The organism is Serratia sp. 121840015-1 (assembly GCF_053627655.1).
The window spans coordinates 1,045,367-1,062,810 of record NZ_JBSEYF010000001.1 but is presented as its reverse complement, the minus strand read 5'-3'; the positions used below and the strand labels follow the sequence as shown (position 1 = coordinate 1,062,810).

Below are 17,444 nucleotides of genomic sequence, written 5' to 3'. Positions count from 1 at the left end.
TCCTTTACTTGATAAACCTGCCTTGACGGCACGAGACGCGAAAACCTTGCTATATGTAGGCCTTCTTTCGCCGTCGCTTATTAACGCACAATCGCCCATGCAGGGCAAATATTTCTGCTTGTTATAAAAACAGTCAGTTAGCAACAAACTTGGCGCGGCGGCTGCGCACGCAATCGTTTTCGTATATACTGCCCGCCGATCATCAATCCGCTTACTTTCACCGATCCAGGTACGAAACTATGTTAACGATTGGAACCGCCCTGCGCCCTTCCGCCACCCGCGTTATGTTGCTCGGCTCCGGGGAGCTGGGTAAAGAAGTCGCCATTGAATGCCAGCGCCTCGGTCTGGAAGTGATCGCCGTCGATCGCTATCCCGACGCCCCCGCCATGCATGTGGCGCACCGCAGCCACGTCATCAATATGCTGGACGGTGACGCGCTGAAAGCCGTTATCGAACAAGAGCGGCCGGACTATATCGTTCCCGAAATCGAAGCGATCGCCACCGCCATGCTGGTCGAACTTGAACGCCAGGGCCACCGCGTAGTGCCCTGCGCCGAAGCCACCCGCCTGACGATGAACCGTGAAGGCATCCGCCGCCTGGCGGCGGAAGAGCTTGGCCTGCCCACCTCCAGCTATCGCTTTGCCGACAGCGAGGCGACTTTCCGGCAGGCGGTCGAACACATCGGCTATCCGTGCATCGTCAAACCGGTGATGAGCTCTTCCGGCAAGGGGCAAAGCCTGATCCGCACGCCTGAACAACTGCAAAGCGCCTGGGATTACGCCCAACAGGGCGGCCGCGCCGGCGGCGGCCGGGTGATCGTCGAAGGGCTGGTAAGATTCGATTTTGAAATTACGTTGCTGACCATCAGCGCCGTGGACGGCGTGCACTTCTGCGAGCCGATCGGCCATCGTCAGGAGGATGGGGACTATCGCGAATCCTGGCAGCCGCAACTGATGTCGGCGACGGCGCTGAGCCGGGCCCAGGCTATCGCGGAGAAAGTGGTGAAAGCGTTGGGCGGTTTCGGGCTGTTCGGCGTGGAGCTGTTCGTCTGTGGCGACGAAGTGATCTTCAGCGAGGTGTCACCGCGCCCGCACGATACCGGCATGGTCACGTTGATTTCACAGGATCTGTCCGAGTTCGCCCTGCACGTTCGCGCTTTTCTCGGGTTGCCGATCGGCGCCATCCGCCAGTTCGGCCCTTCCGCTTCGGCAGTGATCCTGCCGCAGCTCACCAGCAGCGATGTGCGTTTCAGCGGATTGGAAAATGCGCTGTGCGGACACAACCAGCTGCGCCTGTTCGGCAAACCGGAGATCGCCGGGCAACGTCGTCTGGGCGTAGCGCTGGCAACGGCGAGCACGACGGAACAGGCGGTGGAGCTGGCGAAACAAGCCGCCGCCACCGTGGCGGTCAACGGCTGAAACTGACGGGGCCGCTTGCGCGGCCCCGATAACATCAATAGTCTTCGTCTTCTTCAGCATCGTCATCCCGCGACGCCTCCGGTGCGGCATCATGCTGCTCGTCTTCATCATCGTCATCGAACAGTACCGCAACCTGAGCGCCCTGATGCTTCTCACGAATTTCCTGCGCAACGCGAGCAATGGCTTCACCGCTGCTCATGCCCTGCTCCATCAGTTGATGGATGCGATCCGCCGCTTCCTGCTGCTCCGCGTGACTCAGTAATGGCATACCTGCATGCATGTGTCGTTCTCTCCGGCAAAAGGGAGAAGGAGTATACGCGCTAACGCGACGGATCCCAACGTCTTGTGCCTCAGGCCACTTGCGAGCAGCCGTTATCGCTGCGCCACTGCTTCAGGCGATGCCGCCACAGCATGACATGCCACCCCTGCTTCACGCCGCGCGCGTTGGCGAACATTGCTCTGTCGATGCCGCGCTGATAAAACTCTTCGGTAATCTGATTCTGGGCGACCGGATCCGGCTCACGGCGAATGCTGTGGCAAATGCCCAACGCTTCACGGGTGATTTGCCAATGAAAAGCCGGACGAATGGCAATGCTGCTTGCATAGCGCAGATTGAGCCGCTCCAGCATTTCGACGATTTTCATATAGTGGCGTTGATAATCCACGTTTGCTTTGCCGGTGCGGCGACGATTGCTGATCGACTTGTCGTGTACCCGTTGACGGTACAGCGGCGTACTTAAATATTTGACCCGTTGGGCATTAAACATGACCTCGGTCGTCCAGGGAATATCCTGATGATGTAATCCCGGTTCAAAATAAAGCCGATGCCGGCGGATAAAATCGAGGCGATATATTGCCAACCATACAACGTGAATAAATTTTCTCGATTTCAATGCACGTTCGAACCACTGTACGCCGGTGATAACGTCGGTGGTCTGTAAACGTGCCTCGGGAAAAATCGGCTGTAATTCGTCTTCACTGGCGAAATAGCGCTCGCCATTGCATTGCATCACGTCTAATTGGTGGAGCTCCGCCTGCTCCAGCAGCGTGGAATACATGTTCGGCGCCAGCAGATCGTCGGCATCGGGAAACGCCACGTATTTTCCCCGGGCCACGGCGAGCCCGGCATTACGCGCGTTAGAAACGCCGGCGTTGGCCTGATCGATGACCCGAATATGCGGATGCGCCGCCGCGTAACGGTGCGCGGTCTCTCCTGAACCGTCGGTAGAACCATCGTTGACGATGATCACCTCCAGGCGTTGTTCGCGTTGGGCCAGCAACGAAGCCAGGAAAGGCTCTAATAATTCTCCCGCATTGTGCATCGGGACGATGACGCTCAGCATTAACGACATAGGCAGCTCTTCAATGATAATGTAACAAAATAATAATTTTATTTTTTTTAAAAATATCAATCCATTCAGCGCCAGAGTGGATAAATAGGCCTAAGGCACTCAGATTTCCGCAGCAGGCTAAATAATATTTATCTTGTTTTGTCTTTTCATGCTTTCAGCAAGAAAAACAGTGTCGAATCAAGCATCCATTTCGCAGAATGGCCCGCGCGACAAAACACAGGCAAAACTTTCCCGCATCACCCAGTTAATCACCATGGGTAACAATAAATTGATAAAATTAACGAATCGTTTTTATATTTCTCGGGTCTTGCGCCCTCGATAAAGCAGGCTTCCAGTTTATTTGACGTTAAATTTTTAACATACCGAAGTATAATCAATGGCGCAAAAAATGCCTTATTTCAGGTTTATTGAACTGCCGTTTATGTGAACTGTGCTGCATGTCTCGCATGGCAAAACATGCATGCCGTAGCCGTCTATGGCACACTAACGCCCAGACATTGCCGTCTTCACAGCCAGGTTTTTTGACGTTCATGAGCGTAACCGCCCCAAACATAAAGTCTTTGCCCTATAGCCGCAGTGCCCTGATGACGCTTTTCGCCCCGCTTTCAGCACAGCCCTGGGCGATGTTGCTGCATTCGGGCTTTGCCGATCACTCGCATAACCGCTTCGATATTCTGGTCGCACAACCGCGCGTTACGCTCAGCACCCAGGGTGCCAGCACGAAAATCGAAAGTGACGGCGTCACTACTCACTCGAAGGAAGATCCGTTCTCCCTGCTGCAGCAGCAGTTGGCGGCGCAAGCTTGGCAGCCGGCCTTTAACCCGGCTTTGCCGTTTCAGGGCGGAGCCTTGGGGCTGTTCGGCTACGATCTCGGGCGCCGGGTAGAAACCCTGCCGCAGTTGGCCGAAACTGACCTTACTTTGCCGGACATGGCGGTGGGCATTTATGACTGGGCATTGATCGCCGATCACCGGCTGCAAACCCTGACGCTGCTCAGCTATGGCGATGTGGAGCAGCGCTGGCGCTGGCTCACTCGCCAAACCGCGCCGGCGGAGCGCCCTTTCACGCTGCGTAGCGGCTGGCATGCCAATATGACGCGGCGGCAATATGGCGAGAAGTTCCAACGTGTTCAGCACTACCTGCGCAGCGGCGACTGTTACCAGATTAATCTGGCACAGCGATTCTCCGCCGACTACCAGGGGGACGAATGGCAGGCGTTTTGCCGACTGAGCGCCTGCAACCGGGCGCCGTTCTCGGCCTTCCTGCGGCTGCCGCACAACACCGTGCTGAGCGTCTCTCCCGAGCGCTTCCTCTGGCTGGAGCAGCAGCGTATCCAAACCCGCCCGATCAAGGGCACGCTGCCGCGGCTGGCGGACGCAGAACAAGACGCCGCACAGGCTCGCCGTTTGGCCGATTCGCCCAAGGACCGCGCTGAAAATCTGATGATCGTCGATCTGCTGCGCAACGATATCGGCCGCGTCGCCCAGCCCGGCAGCGTACGGGTGCCGGAACTGTTCGTCGTGGAGCCGTTCCCGGCGGTACATCACCTGGTGAGCACCATTACCGCCACCCTGCCGGAGCAGACCTCGGCCACCGAGCTGCTGCGCGCCTGCTTCCCCGGCGGTTCGATCACCGGCGCGCCCAAGGTGCGAGCGATGGAAATCATCGAAGAGCTGGAGCCGCAGCGTCGCAACGCCTATTGCGGCAGCATCGGTTACCTGAGCGCCTGCGGCACCATGGACACCAACATCACCATCCGCACGCTCGTCACCGAAAACGGCCGCATCCACTGCTCCGCCGGCGGCGGCATCGTGGCAGACAGCCAGGAACAGGCGGAATACCAGGAAACCTTCGACAAGGTTGGCCGTATTCTGCCGCAGCTTGGGGAGTACTCCCTGTCGTGATCCCATCGAATTCACCGGCCTCACTGCACGCCTTTATCAGCCGTTTTCAACTGCAGTTACCGCAGGCGGCGCAGATCTCGCACAATGTGCGCCCGGCGGCGGTGCTGATCCCGATCGTTTGCCGCGCCGAGCCCACCTTGCTGTTGACTCGCCGTGCCGATTCGCTGCGCAAACATGCCGGCCAGGTGGCCTTCCCCGGCGGGAAAACCGATGCCGAAGACGGGTCGGCGATCGTCACGGCGCTGCGGGAAGCGCAGGAAGAAGTGGCGATACCGCCGCACGCGGTGACCGTCCTCGGCCAAATGGCGCCGCTCGACAGCAGCACCGGATTTCAGGTCACGCCCATCGTCGGCCTCATCCCGCCGGACGTGCAGTTCCACGCCAACGAGGGCGAAGTGGCGGACGTGTTCGAGATGCCCCTGCGGGAAGCGCTGACCCTGTCGCGTTACCACCCGCTGGATATCCATCGCGCCGGCCACACGCACCGCATTTACCTCTCCTGGTATCACAGCCAGTTTATCTGGGGGCTGACCGCCGCCATTATTCGCCGCCTGGCGCAGCAGGTCAGTATTTGACCCGCGTTGCGTGATCTGACTCGCAATCTGGCATGGCCGTCGACGTCCACTGCAGGTAAAGCGATCGAAATCACTTCATTTGATCGCTTTTTCAACTACCGTTCCGGTTGAATGGTTTTAAAAAAACTGTAAACCCTCTCTTAAACCTTACGAAATACCTGTAAAATACCACCGTCCGAGATAAACCACTGTAGAAACAGGGATTAAGCCGGCGGCGTTCAGCACGGAAAGTTGGCGCGATTACCACTAATGGAGCTTGGGCGAAAGCGGATACCCCGCTTAAGGGTTCGTCCCGGGTAATCAGTAAAAAAAGCGACACCACGGATTATTTAATTTCATGCGAAAAAGGAAGCCGAACCCGCACGGCCCTTTTACAATATCGCTGTTCCCTGCGCGGTTTTTAACCGCCGCAGCCATAACAATACGTCTCTTTAAGGAGTTTTAGCGTGATTAGCGTTTTCGACATGTTTAAGATCGGCATCGGCCCGTCCAGCTCTCATACGGTTGGACCGATGAAAGCCGGCAAACAGTTTGTCGACGATCTGGTAAATAAAGGCCTGATGCCTTCTATCACGCGTGTTGCCGTAGACGTTTACGGCTCACTCTCATTGACCGGTAAAGGTCACCATACCGATATTGCCATCATCCTCGGCCTGGCCGGCAATATGCCGGACACCGTCGATATCGATAGCATTCCGGGTTTTATTCGCGATGTAGAACAACGTCAACGCCTGATGCTGGCCAGCGGCCTGCATGAAGTCGATTTCCCACGCGACGGCGGCATGGTCTTCCGCAGCGACAACCTGCCGCTGCATGAGAACGGCATGCAGATCCACGCCTTCGCCGGCGAGAAAGAAGTGTACAGCAAGACCTATTACTCCATCGGCGGCGGCTTCATCGTCGACGAGGAGAACTTCGGCAAGGCCGGCGAGCAAGAGCTGAAAATGCCTTATCCGTTCAACTCCGCGCGCGAAATGCTCGACCACTGCCGCGAGACCGGCCTGTCGCTGTCCGGCATGGTGATGCAGAACGAGCTGGCGCTGCACAGCAAGCAAGAGATCGACACCTACTTCGGTAACGTCTGGCAAACCATGCGTGCCTGTATCGATCGCGGTCTGAACACCGAAGGCGTGCTGCCGGGGCCGCTGCGCGTGCCGCGCCGTGCCTCCGCGCTGCGCCGCATGCTGGTGGCGTCGGACAAACTGTCCAACGATCCGATGAACGTAATCGACTGGGTCAACATGTTCGCGCTGGCGGTGAACGAAGAAAACGCCGCCGGCGGCCGCGTGGTCACCGCGCCGACCAACGGCGCCTGCGGCATCGTGCCTGCGGTGCTGGCTTACTACGATCACTTCATCGAATCCGTCAGCCCGGATATCTATATCCGCTACTTTATGGCGGCAGGCGCCATCGGCGCGCTGTACAAGATGAACGCTTCCATTTCCGGCGCCGAAGTTGGCTGCCAGGGTGAAGTCGGCGTGGCCTGCTCCATGGCGGCGGCCGGTCTGGCCGAGCTGCTGGGCGGCAGCCCTGAACAGGTGTGCGTGGCGGCGGAGATCGGCATGGAACACAACCTGGGTCTGACCTGCGACCCGGTCGCCGGCCAGGTACAGGTGCCGTGCATCGAGCGCAACGCCATCGCTTCGGTCAAGGCGATCAACGCCGCCCGCATGGCCCTGCGCCGCACCAGCGAGCCACGCGTTTCGCTGGATAAGGTGATCGAGACCATGTACGAAACCGGCAAAGACATGAACGCCAAGTACCGCGAAACGTCACGCGGCGGCCTGGCGATCAAGGTGCAATGCGACTGACAGACAACCCCGCCGCCCGGCGGGGTTTTTTATGGGTAATCAATTCATTGACCGCTTTTAGTGACAATGTCACCAGAAAATATCCTGCATTTTTCTCATCGATCGGGCGGTTAGCCTGCAAATTGGCCTTCTGTTTTACCATACTGAAATAATTTACTGAGTTACCATCAATCTTGTATAACCTCAGGCTAGAATTAGCCGAGCGCAACTTAAGGATCTATGGCCTGACTGTGACTCGGAGCTGGATTACCGAACAAGGATTTACCGGATGTTGATGACCCACCTCGCCGCGTCCCGATATCGTTACTACCGTTGGCTGCTGGCCGGAGCGGTGGGCGTGGCTATTCTGTTGGTATCGCTGTATACCCGTTACTATCAAGAGGTCAAAAGCATCGAGCAGAGCCAGCAGACGTTGGCTACCCGCACCGTCGGCAAGATCAACCAATTGCTGACGCCAGCGCAGATGCAGGCGGAACGCAGTATGGACATGCTGGACCAACCCTGCGAAAACGTTTCATCGACCCTGCGCTTTCGCGCCGCGCAAAATCAGGCGCTACGCGCGATGTTGCTGGTGAAAAACGGTGTTATTTACTGCTCCAGCCTGTTTGGCGCCCGTCATTATCAGCTGGCCGCGGTGATGCCCACCTTCGTCGACAGCAACGCCAGGCTGGCGCTGCGCCCCTCTCTGGCGGTCAGCAAAGGCCTGCCCACGCTGGTGATGTGGACGCCATCCCCCCGTGATAAAACCAGCGGCGTGCTGCACGTATTCAATATCGAGCTGCTGTCCAACTTTTTACTCGAACCGCAAGAGCCTTACGTTCAGCGAGTGGTCCTGAACGTGGACGACAGCAGCCTGGAATATGGCCGCCGCGAAATCCTGAGCCGCGACACCCTGACCAACGACCTGCGCTACACCGCCGGCTCCGCGCTGTACCCGTTCTCGATTTCACTGTTCGGCCCACAGATCGGCATGCTGGCGCTGTCCGCATTGCCGCGCCATATCCCGTTGGCGCTGTTGATCAGCCTGCTGGCGGCCTATGTGGTCTATCTGCTCACCGCCAACCGCATGAGCCTGTCTTACCACATCGGCCATGCCATCACTCATCGGGAGTTCCGCGTCTACTGTCAGCCTATCATCCACAGCGACACCGGGCGCTGCGCTGGCGTCGAGATGCTGCTGCGTTGGAAAAAGAAGCGACAAGGATGGATCTCGCCTGACGTGTTTATTCCGCTGGCCGAGCAGCATGAGCTCATCATTCCGCTCACTCGCTATCTGATGAACACCGTGACGGAAAATCTGCAGCTGTTCCCGCCACGACCGTCCTTCTACATCAGCATCAACGTCGCCGCCGAGCACTTTAAAACGCTCAACATCATCGACGATATCCGCCAGATTTGGCTGCCGGCGCACCCGATGCCCTCATTGATGCTGGAGCTGACCGAACGCACCGCGCTGTCGGCGATCCAGTATGACCAGATCCGCACGCTGAAAGACATGGGGATCATGCTGGCCATCGACGATTTCGGCACCGGCCACAGCTCGCTGAGCTACCTGAAAAACCTCAGTCCGGACGTCTTGAAGATCGATCGCGGGTTTACCGCCGCCATCGGCACCGATGCGGTCAACGCCACGGTGACCGACACCATCATTACGCTGGCGCAGCGCCTGAAGCTGAAACTGGTGGCAGAGGGGGTGGAAACGGAGGAACAGGCCGACTATCTGCGCTCACGCGAGGTCAATGCCCTGCAGGGGTATTATTTCGCCAAGCCGATGCCGATTCATGTTTTCCCGCTGTGGTTGCAGCAGTACGAATCGCGCGTCAGGAAAGCGGAAGAGGAACCGCCGGAGGCCTGAGCCCCCGGCGGGAGGGTTACGCGTGCGCCGGATCGTCCAGGGCGACGCGGGTAACGCGCACCAGTTCGATACGGTATTCGGACACCTCAACGATATCGAAACGCAGGTGGTTCAGCTCGATGGTATCTCCCGCCACCGGCATCTGCCCGTAGTGGGCCAACAGCAGCCCCGCCAGGGTGGCGTAGTCGGCGGTGGGGCTGACCAGATCATCGCAGGCCAGCGCCTGTTCCAGCGAGTGCAGATCGGTTCCGCCCTTCACCAGCCAGCCGTCGCCTTCCGCCACGATGTCCGGCGTTTCGTCCTCGTCCGGGAATTCACCGGCAATCGCTTCCAGCACGTCCAGCGGCGTCACCAGCCCCTGCACGACGCCGAACTCATTGGTGACCACCACCAGACGCCCTTTGGCGCGACGCAGCACCGCCAGCAGCTTGATGACGTCCATGGTTTCCGGCACCACGATCGGCGGCGTGCGGGCGGCGAACTCGGCGATGTCTTCACCCTGCTCCAGCGCCACCAGCAGATCCTTGGCGCGTACCACGCCGACAATCTCATCCACCGAATCACGACACACCGGGAACAGGCTGTGCGGCGTATCCAGCAGCTGTGCGCGTACCTCCTCGCGGGAGCGCTCGCAGTCGACCCAGGAAATGTCGGTGCGCGGCGTCATCACGCTACGCAATGAACGCGAGGCCAGCGTCAACACGCCGCTGATCATATAGCGCTCTTCCGCCGCAAAGGTTTCATCCCTCGGCAAGGCGACCGCATCGTCCGTCTGCTGTGTACGCTGCTGCCCCATCAGGCGCATGATCGCTTCCGCGGTGCGCTCGCGCATCGGGCGACGCGCTTGATGCTTGATGAAGTTGCGACGCGCGATCTGGTTGAACAATTCAATCAGGATCGAGAAGCCGATAGCGGCATACAGGTAGCCTTTAGGAATGTGCAAACCGAAGCCTTCGGCGATCAGGCTAAGGCCAATCATCAACAGGAAACTCAGGCACAGCACCACGATGGTCGGGTGCGCGTTGACGAAGTTGGTCAACGGCTTCGACGCCAACAGCATCACCGCCATCGCGATCACCACCGCCGCCATCATCACCGGCAGATCGTTCACCATACCCACGGCGGTAATCACCGCATCGAGCGAAAACACCGCGTCAAGGATCACGATCTGCACCACCACCGCCCAGAACTTGGCGTAACCGCGGTTGGCGCCGTCCTGGTGCGTCTGCCCTTCCAGCCGTTCGTGCAGCTCCATGGTCGCCTTGAACAGCAGGAACACCCCGCCGAACAGCAGGATCAAATCGCGGCCGGAGAAGCTGAAATCGCCGACGCTGAACAGCGGCGTAGTCAGGGTTACCATCCAGGAGATCACCGACAGCAGGCCCAAACGCATCAGCAACGCCAGCGACAGGCCAATGATGCGCGCCTTATCGCGCTGCTTCGGCGGCAGCTTGTCGGCCAAAATGGCGATGAACACCAGGTTGTCGATGCCCAGCACGATTTCCAGCACCACCAGCGTAAGCAACCCCGCCCAAATAGAGGGGTCCATTAAAAATTCCATATCAGACTCCAGAGAAAAGTGGGAATGCGCGCACGCCGCTCAGACGTGACGATGCCGCCGCTGCATGGGCGCAGTCGACAATAGCAAAGTGACGGGATGGGGTTACCGGGAGATGGCCGAAGGGCCGAACAGCATATGCAACGCCAGCAGGTGGCGGGTGAAACCTGGTAAAACAGTAACTTCGGTGACAGTCCATAGGGAGGGCTGAGGCCCTTCACTCCTTAGTGATGAAAGAGGAAATTACTGTATCAGGATTTTTCTGGGGGACAAAGCGGCTTTTTCAACGGCGGTTTAGCATGGCGCCGCGCCGTATCATCTGCGACAGCTAAGATTTCTCCGAGCATTCAATAACGGAGCAGCGTCACAAAAAATATTTTTTCACTCACTAAAATAAATGTCGCGTTCGTGAAGCATCACGCACAGGCGTTTGAAACTGCGTGAGAAATGTTAGGCGTGCGTTTCTTTTTTTCTACCATAATGTATCTGAACCGCGGAAGTGACTGCCAAGATGGCGCGGAGAAACGACACAAACCGCGCCTGGAGTTCAACGAGGAGGTAGCGAGTGGCAATAGCTATTATCATCGGCACACACGGGGCTGCAGCGGAACAACTGCTGAAAACGGCGGAGATGCTATTGGGCGAGCAGGACAACGTCGCCTTTATAGACTTCGTTCCCGGTGAGAATGCCGAAACGTTAATCGTCAAGTACAACGAAAAAATCAGTGGGTTGGATACCAGCGGCGGCGTGCTGTTCCTGGTGGATACCTGGGGCGGCAGCCCGTTCAACGCCGCCAGCCGCATTGCGGTCGACAAAGAAAACTATGAGGTCGTCACCGGGGTCAACATTCCGATGCTGGTGGAAACCTTCATGGCGCGGGACGACAACCCCGCCTTCGATGAACTGGTGGCGCTGGCGTTGGAAACCGGCCGCGAAGGCGTGAAAGCGCTGAAAAAACCGCAGGAAGAACCCGCAAAACCCGCAGCACCCGTCGCCAAAGCCGCTGCCCCTCAGGCGCCGCTGGGGCCGAACGACCACATGAAAATCGGCCTGGCGCGCATCGATGACCGTTTGATTCACGGCCAGGTCGCCACCCGCTGGACCAAAGAAACCAACGTCAGCCGCATTATCGTCGTCAGCGATGAAGTCGCCGCCGACCATGTGCGCAAAACCCTGCTGACCCAGGTCGCCCCGCCGGGCGTCACCGCTCACGTGGTGGACGTGGCGAAGGCGATCCGCGTCTGGAACAACCCGAAGTACGCCAACGACCGCGTAATGCTGCTGTTTACCAACCCGACCGACGTCTTGCGTCTGGTGGAAGGCGGCGTGGATATTCAATCCGTCAATATCGGCGGCATGGCGTTCCGCCAGGGGAAAACCCAGGTGAACAACGCCGTTTCCGTCGATGAAAAAGATATCGAAGCGTTTAAGAAACTGAACGATCGCGGTATCGAGCTGGAGGTGCGTAAGGTCTCGTCCGACAGCCGGCTAAAAATGATGGACCTGATTAACAAACTCAATTAGTGGCGCCAGCCGCTGATTATTTTACTCAGAGCTTTTTGGTCATAGGAGAAGTGCAATGGAGATCACCACTCTTCAGATTGTGCTGATATTTATCGTTGCCTGTATCGCCGGGATGGGTTCCGTCCTCGACGAGTTTCAGTTCCACCGTCCGCTGGTCGCCTGTACCCTGATCGGCTTCATTCTCGGCGATATGAAAACCGGCATCATTATCGGCGGTACGCTGGAAATGATCGCCCTGGGCTGGATGAACATCGGTGCGGCTGTCGCGCCGGATGCCGCCCTGGCGTCCATCATCTCGACCATTCTGGTCATCGCCGGCGGGCAAAGCGTCGGCGCCGGTATCGCCCTGGCCATTCCGCTGGCGGCGGCCGGCCAGGTGTTGACCATCATCGTACGTACCCTCACCGTGGCCTTCCAGCACGCGGCGGACAGCGCGGCGGAGCGCGGCAGCCTGCGGGCCATCACCTGGATCCACATCGGTGCCCTGCTGCTGCAGGCGATGCGTATCGCCATTCCGGCGGTCATCGTCGCCATCTCGGTTGGCACCGCCGGGGTACACGCCCTGCTCAACTCGATCCCGGAAGTGGTCACCAGCGGCCTGAACATCGCCGGCGGCATGATCGTGGTGGTCGGTTACGCGATGGTGATTAACATGATGCGCGCCGGCTACCTGATGCCATTCTTCTACCTTGGTTTTGTGACCGCCGCCTTCACCAACTTCAATCTGGTGGCGCTCGGCGTCATCGGCGTGGTGATGGCCGTGCTGTATATCCAGCTCAGCCCGAAATACAACAAGTCTCAGGTTGTCCAGGCCGGCCCGGCTAATGCAAACGATCTTGATAACGAACTCGACTAGGAATAGGTGAGAGAAATGGTTGATACAACTGCTCAAAAGAAACTCACGCCGGCCGATATTCGCGGCGTATTCCTGCGCTCCAACCTGTTCCAGGGGTCGTGGAACTTCGAGCGCATGCAGGCGCTGGGTTTTTGCTTCTCGATGGTACCGGTGATCCGTCGCCTGTATCCGGAAAACAATGACGATCGCAAACAGGCGATCAAGCGCCACCTCGAGTTCTTCAACACCCACCCTTACGTGGCGGCGCCGGTGCTCGGCGTGACCATGGCGATGGAAGAGCAACGCGCCAACGGCGCGCCGATCGACGACGGTGCGATCAACGGCATCAAGGTCGGTCTGATGGGGCCATTGGCGGGCGTCGGTGACCCGATTTTCTGGGGCACCGTGCGGCCGGTGTTCGCCGCGCTCGGCGCCGGCATCGCCATGAGTGGCAGCCTGCTCGGGCCGATCCTGTTCTTCGTGCTGTTCAACCTGGTGCGCCTGCTGACCCGCTACTACGGCGTGGCCTACGGTTACCGTAAAGGGGTGGATATCGTCAACGACATGGGCGGCGGCTTCCTGCAAAAACTGACGGAAGGGGCGTCCATTCTCGGCCTGTTTGTTATGGGCGCCTTGGTCAACAAGTGGACGCACGTGAATATCCCGCTGGTGGTGTCCAAGATCACCGACCAGACCGGGCATACCAACGTCACCACGGTGCAGACCATCCTCGACCAGCTGATGCCGGGCCTGGTGCCGTTGCTGCTGACCTTCGCCTGTATGTGGCTGCTGCGCAAAAAAGTCAATGCGCTGTGGATCATCATCGGCTTCTTCGTCATCGGCATCTTTGGCTATTGGATTGGCCTGCTGGGCCTGTAATCGTTCGAATCGGCCGGGGGGCAACCCCCGGCTTTTTTATGTGTGGAGCAAGAGATGTCACTGACCGACGCCGTACTGATGCTGTTTATCGCCCTGCTGTTGCTGTATTCGCTGTACGACGAATTCGGCATGGACCTGCTGAAAGGTAAAACGCGGCTGAAAGTGGCGCTCAAACGCCGCCATCGCCTCGACAGCCTGATTTTCGTCGGCCTGATCGCCATTCTGATTTACCGCAACGTCACCACCAACGGTGCGGTATTAACCACCTATTTGCTTATTTCTTTGGCGCTGCTCGCGATCTATATCTCTTATATTCGCGCCCCCAAGATGGTGTTTAAAGCGCAAGGTTTTTTCTTCGCCAATGTGTTTATCGAATATAACCGCATTAAAGCCATGAATTTATCGGAGGACGGCATCCTGGCCGTCGACCTGGAACAGCGCAGGTTGTTGGTTCAGGTAACGCACCTGGACGACCTGGAGAAGATTTATCATTTTTTCGTTGATAATCAATAAATAAAGAAAAACCCTCTCCGTTACTGCTCAAACCCTGCGCTGCTTATGGATAATTAATCGGCAGCGCCATTTCTTTTCTGACTATTATTTCTGCAACATTGTTACCCACGTCTACATTATATTCCCGCATGAACTTAGATTAATGAAAACGAGTCTCAATTAAGAACAAACATTATTCTAGAATAATGTTGTCGGTGGCGGAAATAATATGGTATGGTTGCGCCGTCATTGGGGAGTAGCCGGTTTCTGGAGAATAAAACGCCAGAAACGCCCGTATCAACATACTCGTTTCGCCGTATGAAACGTGGTGCGGGCAGCCAGGTAAGGTTGGCGAGACCATAGACACGTAACTCCGTCGTTTGGTTGGGGGTGGGTTACGTGTATATGGAGCCACCCGGCCGAGGCTATTTCACATGAACCTTTCAGCAACACTCATTCTCGCTTTTGGCATGTCCATGGATGCTTTCGCCGCGTCGATCGGCAAAGGTGCCAGCCTGCATCAACCCCGTTTCCGCGAAGCGATCCGCACCGGCCTGATCTTCGGCGTGGTCGAAGCGATCACCCCGCTCATCGGTTGGGCCATCGGTCTGTTCGCCAGCCAATACATCATGGAATGGGACCACTGGGTCGCCTTCTCTCTGCTGTTCATTCTCGGCATGCGCATGATCGTCGAAGGGGTGCGCAACAGGCCCGATGAGGAAGAGAAGGTCAAACGCCACGGCTTCTGGATCTTGGTGGCCACCGCTATCGCCACCAGCCTCGACGCGATGGCTATCGGCGTCGGCCTGGCCTTCCTGCAGGTGAATATCGTGCATACCGCCATGGCCATCGGCTGCGCCACCATGATCATGGCGACGCTGGGCATGATGATTGGCCGCTTTATCGGCCCGCTGCTGGGCAAACGCGCCGAGATCCTCGGCGGCGTGGTGCTGATCGGTATCGGCGTCAACATTCTGCTGGAGCACCTCGGCTACCTGGCCTGAGGCGCTCACTCTGCAAAAAAACCTGCCGCGGCAGGTTTTTTTGTTTCTGGGCTCAGTGCGCCTGTTAAGCGCGGCGTCTGTACAGCGCCAGCGCGAAATCCGTTTCGCACACGAACTCGCCGCCATGCGCCAGTCGCTGCTGCACCTCCGGCGTAGCACGCCAGGCGAACGGTGTCATCTGCAGCAGGTTGGCGGCCTGCGCGCCCGGCAGGGTCATCGTATAGGCCAACGCCTCTTTACGCTCGCACTCGAAACCGTCGAACTGTTCGTCCTGCTCGGCATGCAGCTGCACCTGCTGGTAGACCTGCTCTTTCAGCTGGTACAGATGACGCGGGCCCGGCGAAACCGTCACCACCACACCGCCCGGCTTCACCACCCGCGCCAGCTCCTCTGCCTTGCAAGGCGCATAAATGCGCAAGACCGCATCCAACGCCGCGTCGGCGAACGGCAGACGGTGGCTGGAGGCGACGCAGAACGAGACCGCAGGATAACGTTTGGCGGCGTAGCGGATCGCTACCTTGGCGACGTCCAGCCCATAGACCGCCATATTGCGCGCCTGCGCCAGCCGTGCGGCCACGGCGGCGGTGTAATACCCTTCCCCACAGCCTATGTCCAACAACGCGCCTGCATCGGCCGCCAGCGCCAAATCCAGCCACTCGGCCACCTGCTGCTGCAGCGGTTGATAATAACCGCCGTCGAGAAACGCGCGCCGTGCCTGCATCATTTCCGCGCTGTCTCCCGGCTGCTTCGATCGTTTGTGCTGCACCGGCAGCAGATTGACGTAGCCTTCTTTGGCTTGATCGAACTGATGATTGCCGTCGCAACGCCAGTGTTGCGATGAAAAATGCAGCGGTTGATGACACAGAGGGCATTGATAAGACATGAAATGGGCTTCCAGAAAGACAGGGCGCGGCTAGTCTAAAGAAGGCGTCGGCTCGATGCAAGGCGCATCCCCGCTCGCTTTCGCCGCCAACAACGCCTGGTCAAGCGGGGAAAAAGCTGGCTACACTGAGAGTCTGTTTTCTCACGCAGGTGAAAATAACTTATGAGCGATCGTTCCGCGCTGCTCGATGCGGTGCCCCACATTCAGCACGGCTTCGGCAGCAAACTCGCGCTGCTGCCCGGGCATCTGCTGCCCTACAGCGCCACGCTACCGGAAAAGAAGCAGGTGCACGGCACCCGTATCGTCGACGTGCTGCAACCGGCGCAGGCGTGCGGCGAGGCCGATGGTTTCTATACCCGCCAGCCCGGCATTCTGCTCAGCGTACTGACGGCGGACTGTCTGCCGGTGCTGTTCAGCCGCCGCGACGGGGGCGCCATCGCCGCGGTTCATGCCGGCTGGCGCGGGCTACTGGACGGCATTCTGGAACAGATGGCAGCGCGCATTCGCCAGGACGGCGACACCGCCGATTGGGTGGCCTCTATCGGCCCTGCCGCCGGCCCGTGCTGCTACGAAGTCGATGAAGCGCTGGTGGAAAATTTTAAACAGCGCCTGCCGCTGCCCGCCACGCTGATCAGCCCACATTACCGGCATCTGGATCTGGCCGCGATTGCCGAATACAAGCTGGCGGCGCTCGGCTTCGCCGCCGTTGACCGCGCAGGCAGCTGCACCATCTGCACGCCGGACGTCGACCCACAGCGGCCACAGCGCTTCAAATACACCAGCTATCGCCGCAACAGCCACCGGCGCGCGCAGGATCCGACGCATCCGGGGATCAAAGGCCGCAACCAGTACGCCGGCATCATCATCGCCGCCGGATGACGGAAACGAAAAAGCCCGCTCGAAGGCGGGCTTTTTGTACAGCTGACGCTGATTAGATAGCAGTAACGTTTACTGCAGATGGGCCTTTCTGGCCATCTTGGATTTCGAACTCAACGTTCTGGCCTTCAGCCAGGGTTTTGAAGCCGTTACCCTGGATTGCAGAGAAGTGTACGAACACGTCTTTGCTGCCGTCAGCCGGGGTGATGAAACCGAAACCTTTAGACTCGTTGAACCACTTAACTTGACCTTTGATCTTTGCCATCTTGAGTATTTCCTTTGGATTGTTTAAACCGCCCGAGGGCGTTACATAGACAAACTAGAGTCGTTACTGCTTGAGGCACTAAGATAAGGATCGGCAGAGAAGCGGTATTCAACGCTAACGTCTTTACTCAGAACTTCTTTACTGAAAATGCCACACATATACAGAACTGTACCTCGTTTTACCCAGATGCGTTATCACATACTCTGTATGCG

Annotated in this window: 17 protein-coding genes and 1 riboswitch; of the genes, 11 read left to right on the top strand and 6 right to left on the bottom strand. The window is 58.2% G+C overall.

From position 1 onward, the window contains the following. Positions 1-239 precede the first annotated feature (239 nt). Complete coding sequence (gene purT / locus ACUXAC_RS05105; protein ID WP_197785875.1) at positions 240-1,418, top strand: formate-dependent phosphoribosylglycinamide formyltransferase; 1,179 nt, start codon at positions 240-242, stop codon at positions 1,416-1,418. 34 nt (positions 1,419-1,452) lie between these two features. Here the strand turns inward: purT and ACUXAC_RS05100 are convergent, their stop codons facing one another. After that, positions 1,453-1,698, bottom strand: coding sequence for a YoaH family protein (locus ACUXAC_RS05100; RefSeq protein ID WP_049202444.1), 246 nt, complete (start codon positions 1,696-1,698; stop codon positions 1,453-1,455). A gap of 70 nt (positions 1,699-1,768) precedes the next feature. Continuing rightward, a complete protein-coding gene (locus ACUXAC_RS05095; RefSeq protein ID WP_060439767.1) occupies positions 1,769-2,770 on the bottom strand; it encodes a glycosyltransferase in 1,002 nt (333 codons plus the stop codon). 530 nt (positions 2,771-3,300) lie between these two features. On the opposite strand from ACUXAC_RS05095, the gene pabB reads away from it, so the two are divergent. The 4 genes from pabB (at position 3,301) to ACUXAC_RS05075 (ending at position 8,915) form a co-directional block, all read left to right on the top strand. After that, a complete protein-coding gene (pabB, locus tag ACUXAC_RS05090) occupies positions 3,301-4,674 on the top strand; it encodes an aminodeoxychorismate synthase component 1 (RefSeq protein WP_387441376.1) in 1,374 nt (457 codons plus the stop codon). Next, a complete protein-coding gene (locus ACUXAC_RS05085; protein ID WP_387441378.1) occupies positions 4,671-5,249 on the top strand; it encodes a CoA pyrophosphatase in 579 nt (192 codons plus the stop codon). The genes pabB and ACUXAC_RS05085 overlap by 4 nt, the downstream gene beginning before the upstream one ends. 446 nt (positions 5,250-5,695) lie before the next feature. After that, complete coding sequence (gene sdaA / locus ACUXAC_RS05080; RefSeq protein ID WP_387441380.1) at positions 5,696-7,060, top strand: L-serine ammonia-lyase; 1,365 nt, start codon at positions 5,696-5,698, stop codon at positions 7,058-7,060. 268 nt (positions 7,061-7,328) lie between these two features. Continuing rightward, on the top strand, positions 7,329-8,915 hold the full coding sequence (locus tag ACUXAC_RS05075; RefSeq protein WP_060439765.1) for an EAL domain-containing protein: 1,587 nt from the start codon (positions 7,329-7,331) through the stop codon (positions 8,913-8,915). Positions 8,916-8,931: 16 nt separating this feature from the next. Here the strand turns inward: ACUXAC_RS05075 and ACUXAC_RS05070 are convergent, their stop codons facing one another. Beyond that, a complete protein-coding gene (locus ACUXAC_RS05070; RefSeq protein ID WP_049195011.1) occupies positions 8,932-10,476 on the bottom strand; it encodes a TerC family protein in 1,545 nt (514 codons plus the stop codon). A 562-nt stretch (positions 10,477-11,038) separates the two neighbouring features. Here ACUXAC_RS05070 and manX point away from each other — a divergent pair. The 5 genes from manX (at position 11,039) to mntP (ending at position 15,208) form a co-directional block, all read left to right on the top strand. After that, on the top strand, positions 11,039-11,998 hold the full coding sequence (manX, locus tag ACUXAC_RS05065; protein WP_033654424.1) for a PTS mannose transporter subunit IIAB: 960 nt from the start codon (positions 11,039-11,041) through the stop codon (positions 11,996-11,998). Positions 11,999-12,053: 55 nt separating this feature from the next. After that, the gene (locus ACUXAC_RS05060) at positions 12,054-12,854 is read left to right on the top strand and encodes a PTS mannose/fructose/sorbose transporter subunit IIC (RefSeq protein WP_033634888.1); all 801 of its coding nucleotides are present in this window, start codon (positions 12,054-12,056) and stop codon (positions 12,852-12,854) included. A gap of 15 nt (positions 12,855-12,869) precedes the next feature. Beyond that, positions 12,870-13,712: a PTS mannose transporter subunit IID gene (locus tag ACUXAC_RS05055; protein WP_033634889.1), complete on the top strand. Its 843-nt coding sequence runs from the start codon at positions 12,870-12,872 to the stop codon at positions 13,710-13,712. Positions 13,713-13,766: 54 nt separating this feature from the next. Further along, on the top strand, positions 13,767-14,225 hold the full coding sequence (locus tag ACUXAC_RS05050; protein ID WP_421114970.1) for a DUF986 family protein: 459 nt from the start codon (positions 13,767-13,769) through the stop codon (positions 14,223-14,225). Between the two features lie 218 nt (positions 14,226-14,443). Then, a riboswitch (yybP-ykoY riboswitch) is annotated at positions 14,444-14,627 on the top strand. A gap of 11 nt (positions 14,628-14,638) precedes the next feature. Then, positions 14,639-15,208, top strand: a complete 570-nt coding sequence (mntP, locus tag ACUXAC_RS05045) for a manganese efflux pump MntP (RefSeq protein WP_004927615.1) — start codon at positions 14,639-14,641, stop codon at positions 15,206-15,208. Positions 15,209-15,272: 64 nt separating this feature from the next. Here the strand turns inward: mntP and rlmA are convergent, their stop codons facing one another. Continuing rightward, positions 15,273-16,091, bottom strand: a complete 819-nt coding sequence (rlmA, locus tag ACUXAC_RS05040; RefSeq protein ID WP_084827685.1) for a 23S rRNA (guanine(745)-N(1))-methyltransferase — start codon at positions 16,089-16,091, stop codon at positions 15,273-15,275. Positions 16,092-16,253: 162 nt separating this feature from the next. Here rlmA and pgeF point away from each other — a divergent pair, with 162 nt between their 5' ends. Next, positions 16,254-16,970: a peptidoglycan editing factor PgeF gene (gene pgeF, locus ACUXAC_RS05035; protein WP_060423984.1), complete on the top strand. Its 717-nt coding sequence runs from the start codon at positions 16,254-16,256 to the stop codon at positions 16,968-16,970. A 52-nt stretch (positions 16,971-17,022) separates the two neighbouring features. Here the strand turns inward: pgeF and cspE are convergent, their stop codons facing one another. Then, positions 17,023-17,232: a transcription antiterminator/RNA stability regulator CspE gene (gene cspE / locus ACUXAC_RS05030; RefSeq protein ID WP_002221949.1), complete on the bottom strand. Its 210-nt coding sequence runs from the start codon at positions 17,230-17,232 to the stop codon at positions 17,023-17,025. A gap of 41 nt (positions 17,233-17,273) precedes the next feature. After that, complete coding sequence (locus ACUXAC_RS05025; protein ID WP_002211058.1) at positions 17,274-17,390, bottom strand: DUF2627 domain-containing protein; 117 nt, start codon at positions 17,388-17,390, stop codon at positions 17,274-17,276. Between the last annotated feature and the right edge of the window lie 54 nt (positions 17,391-17,444).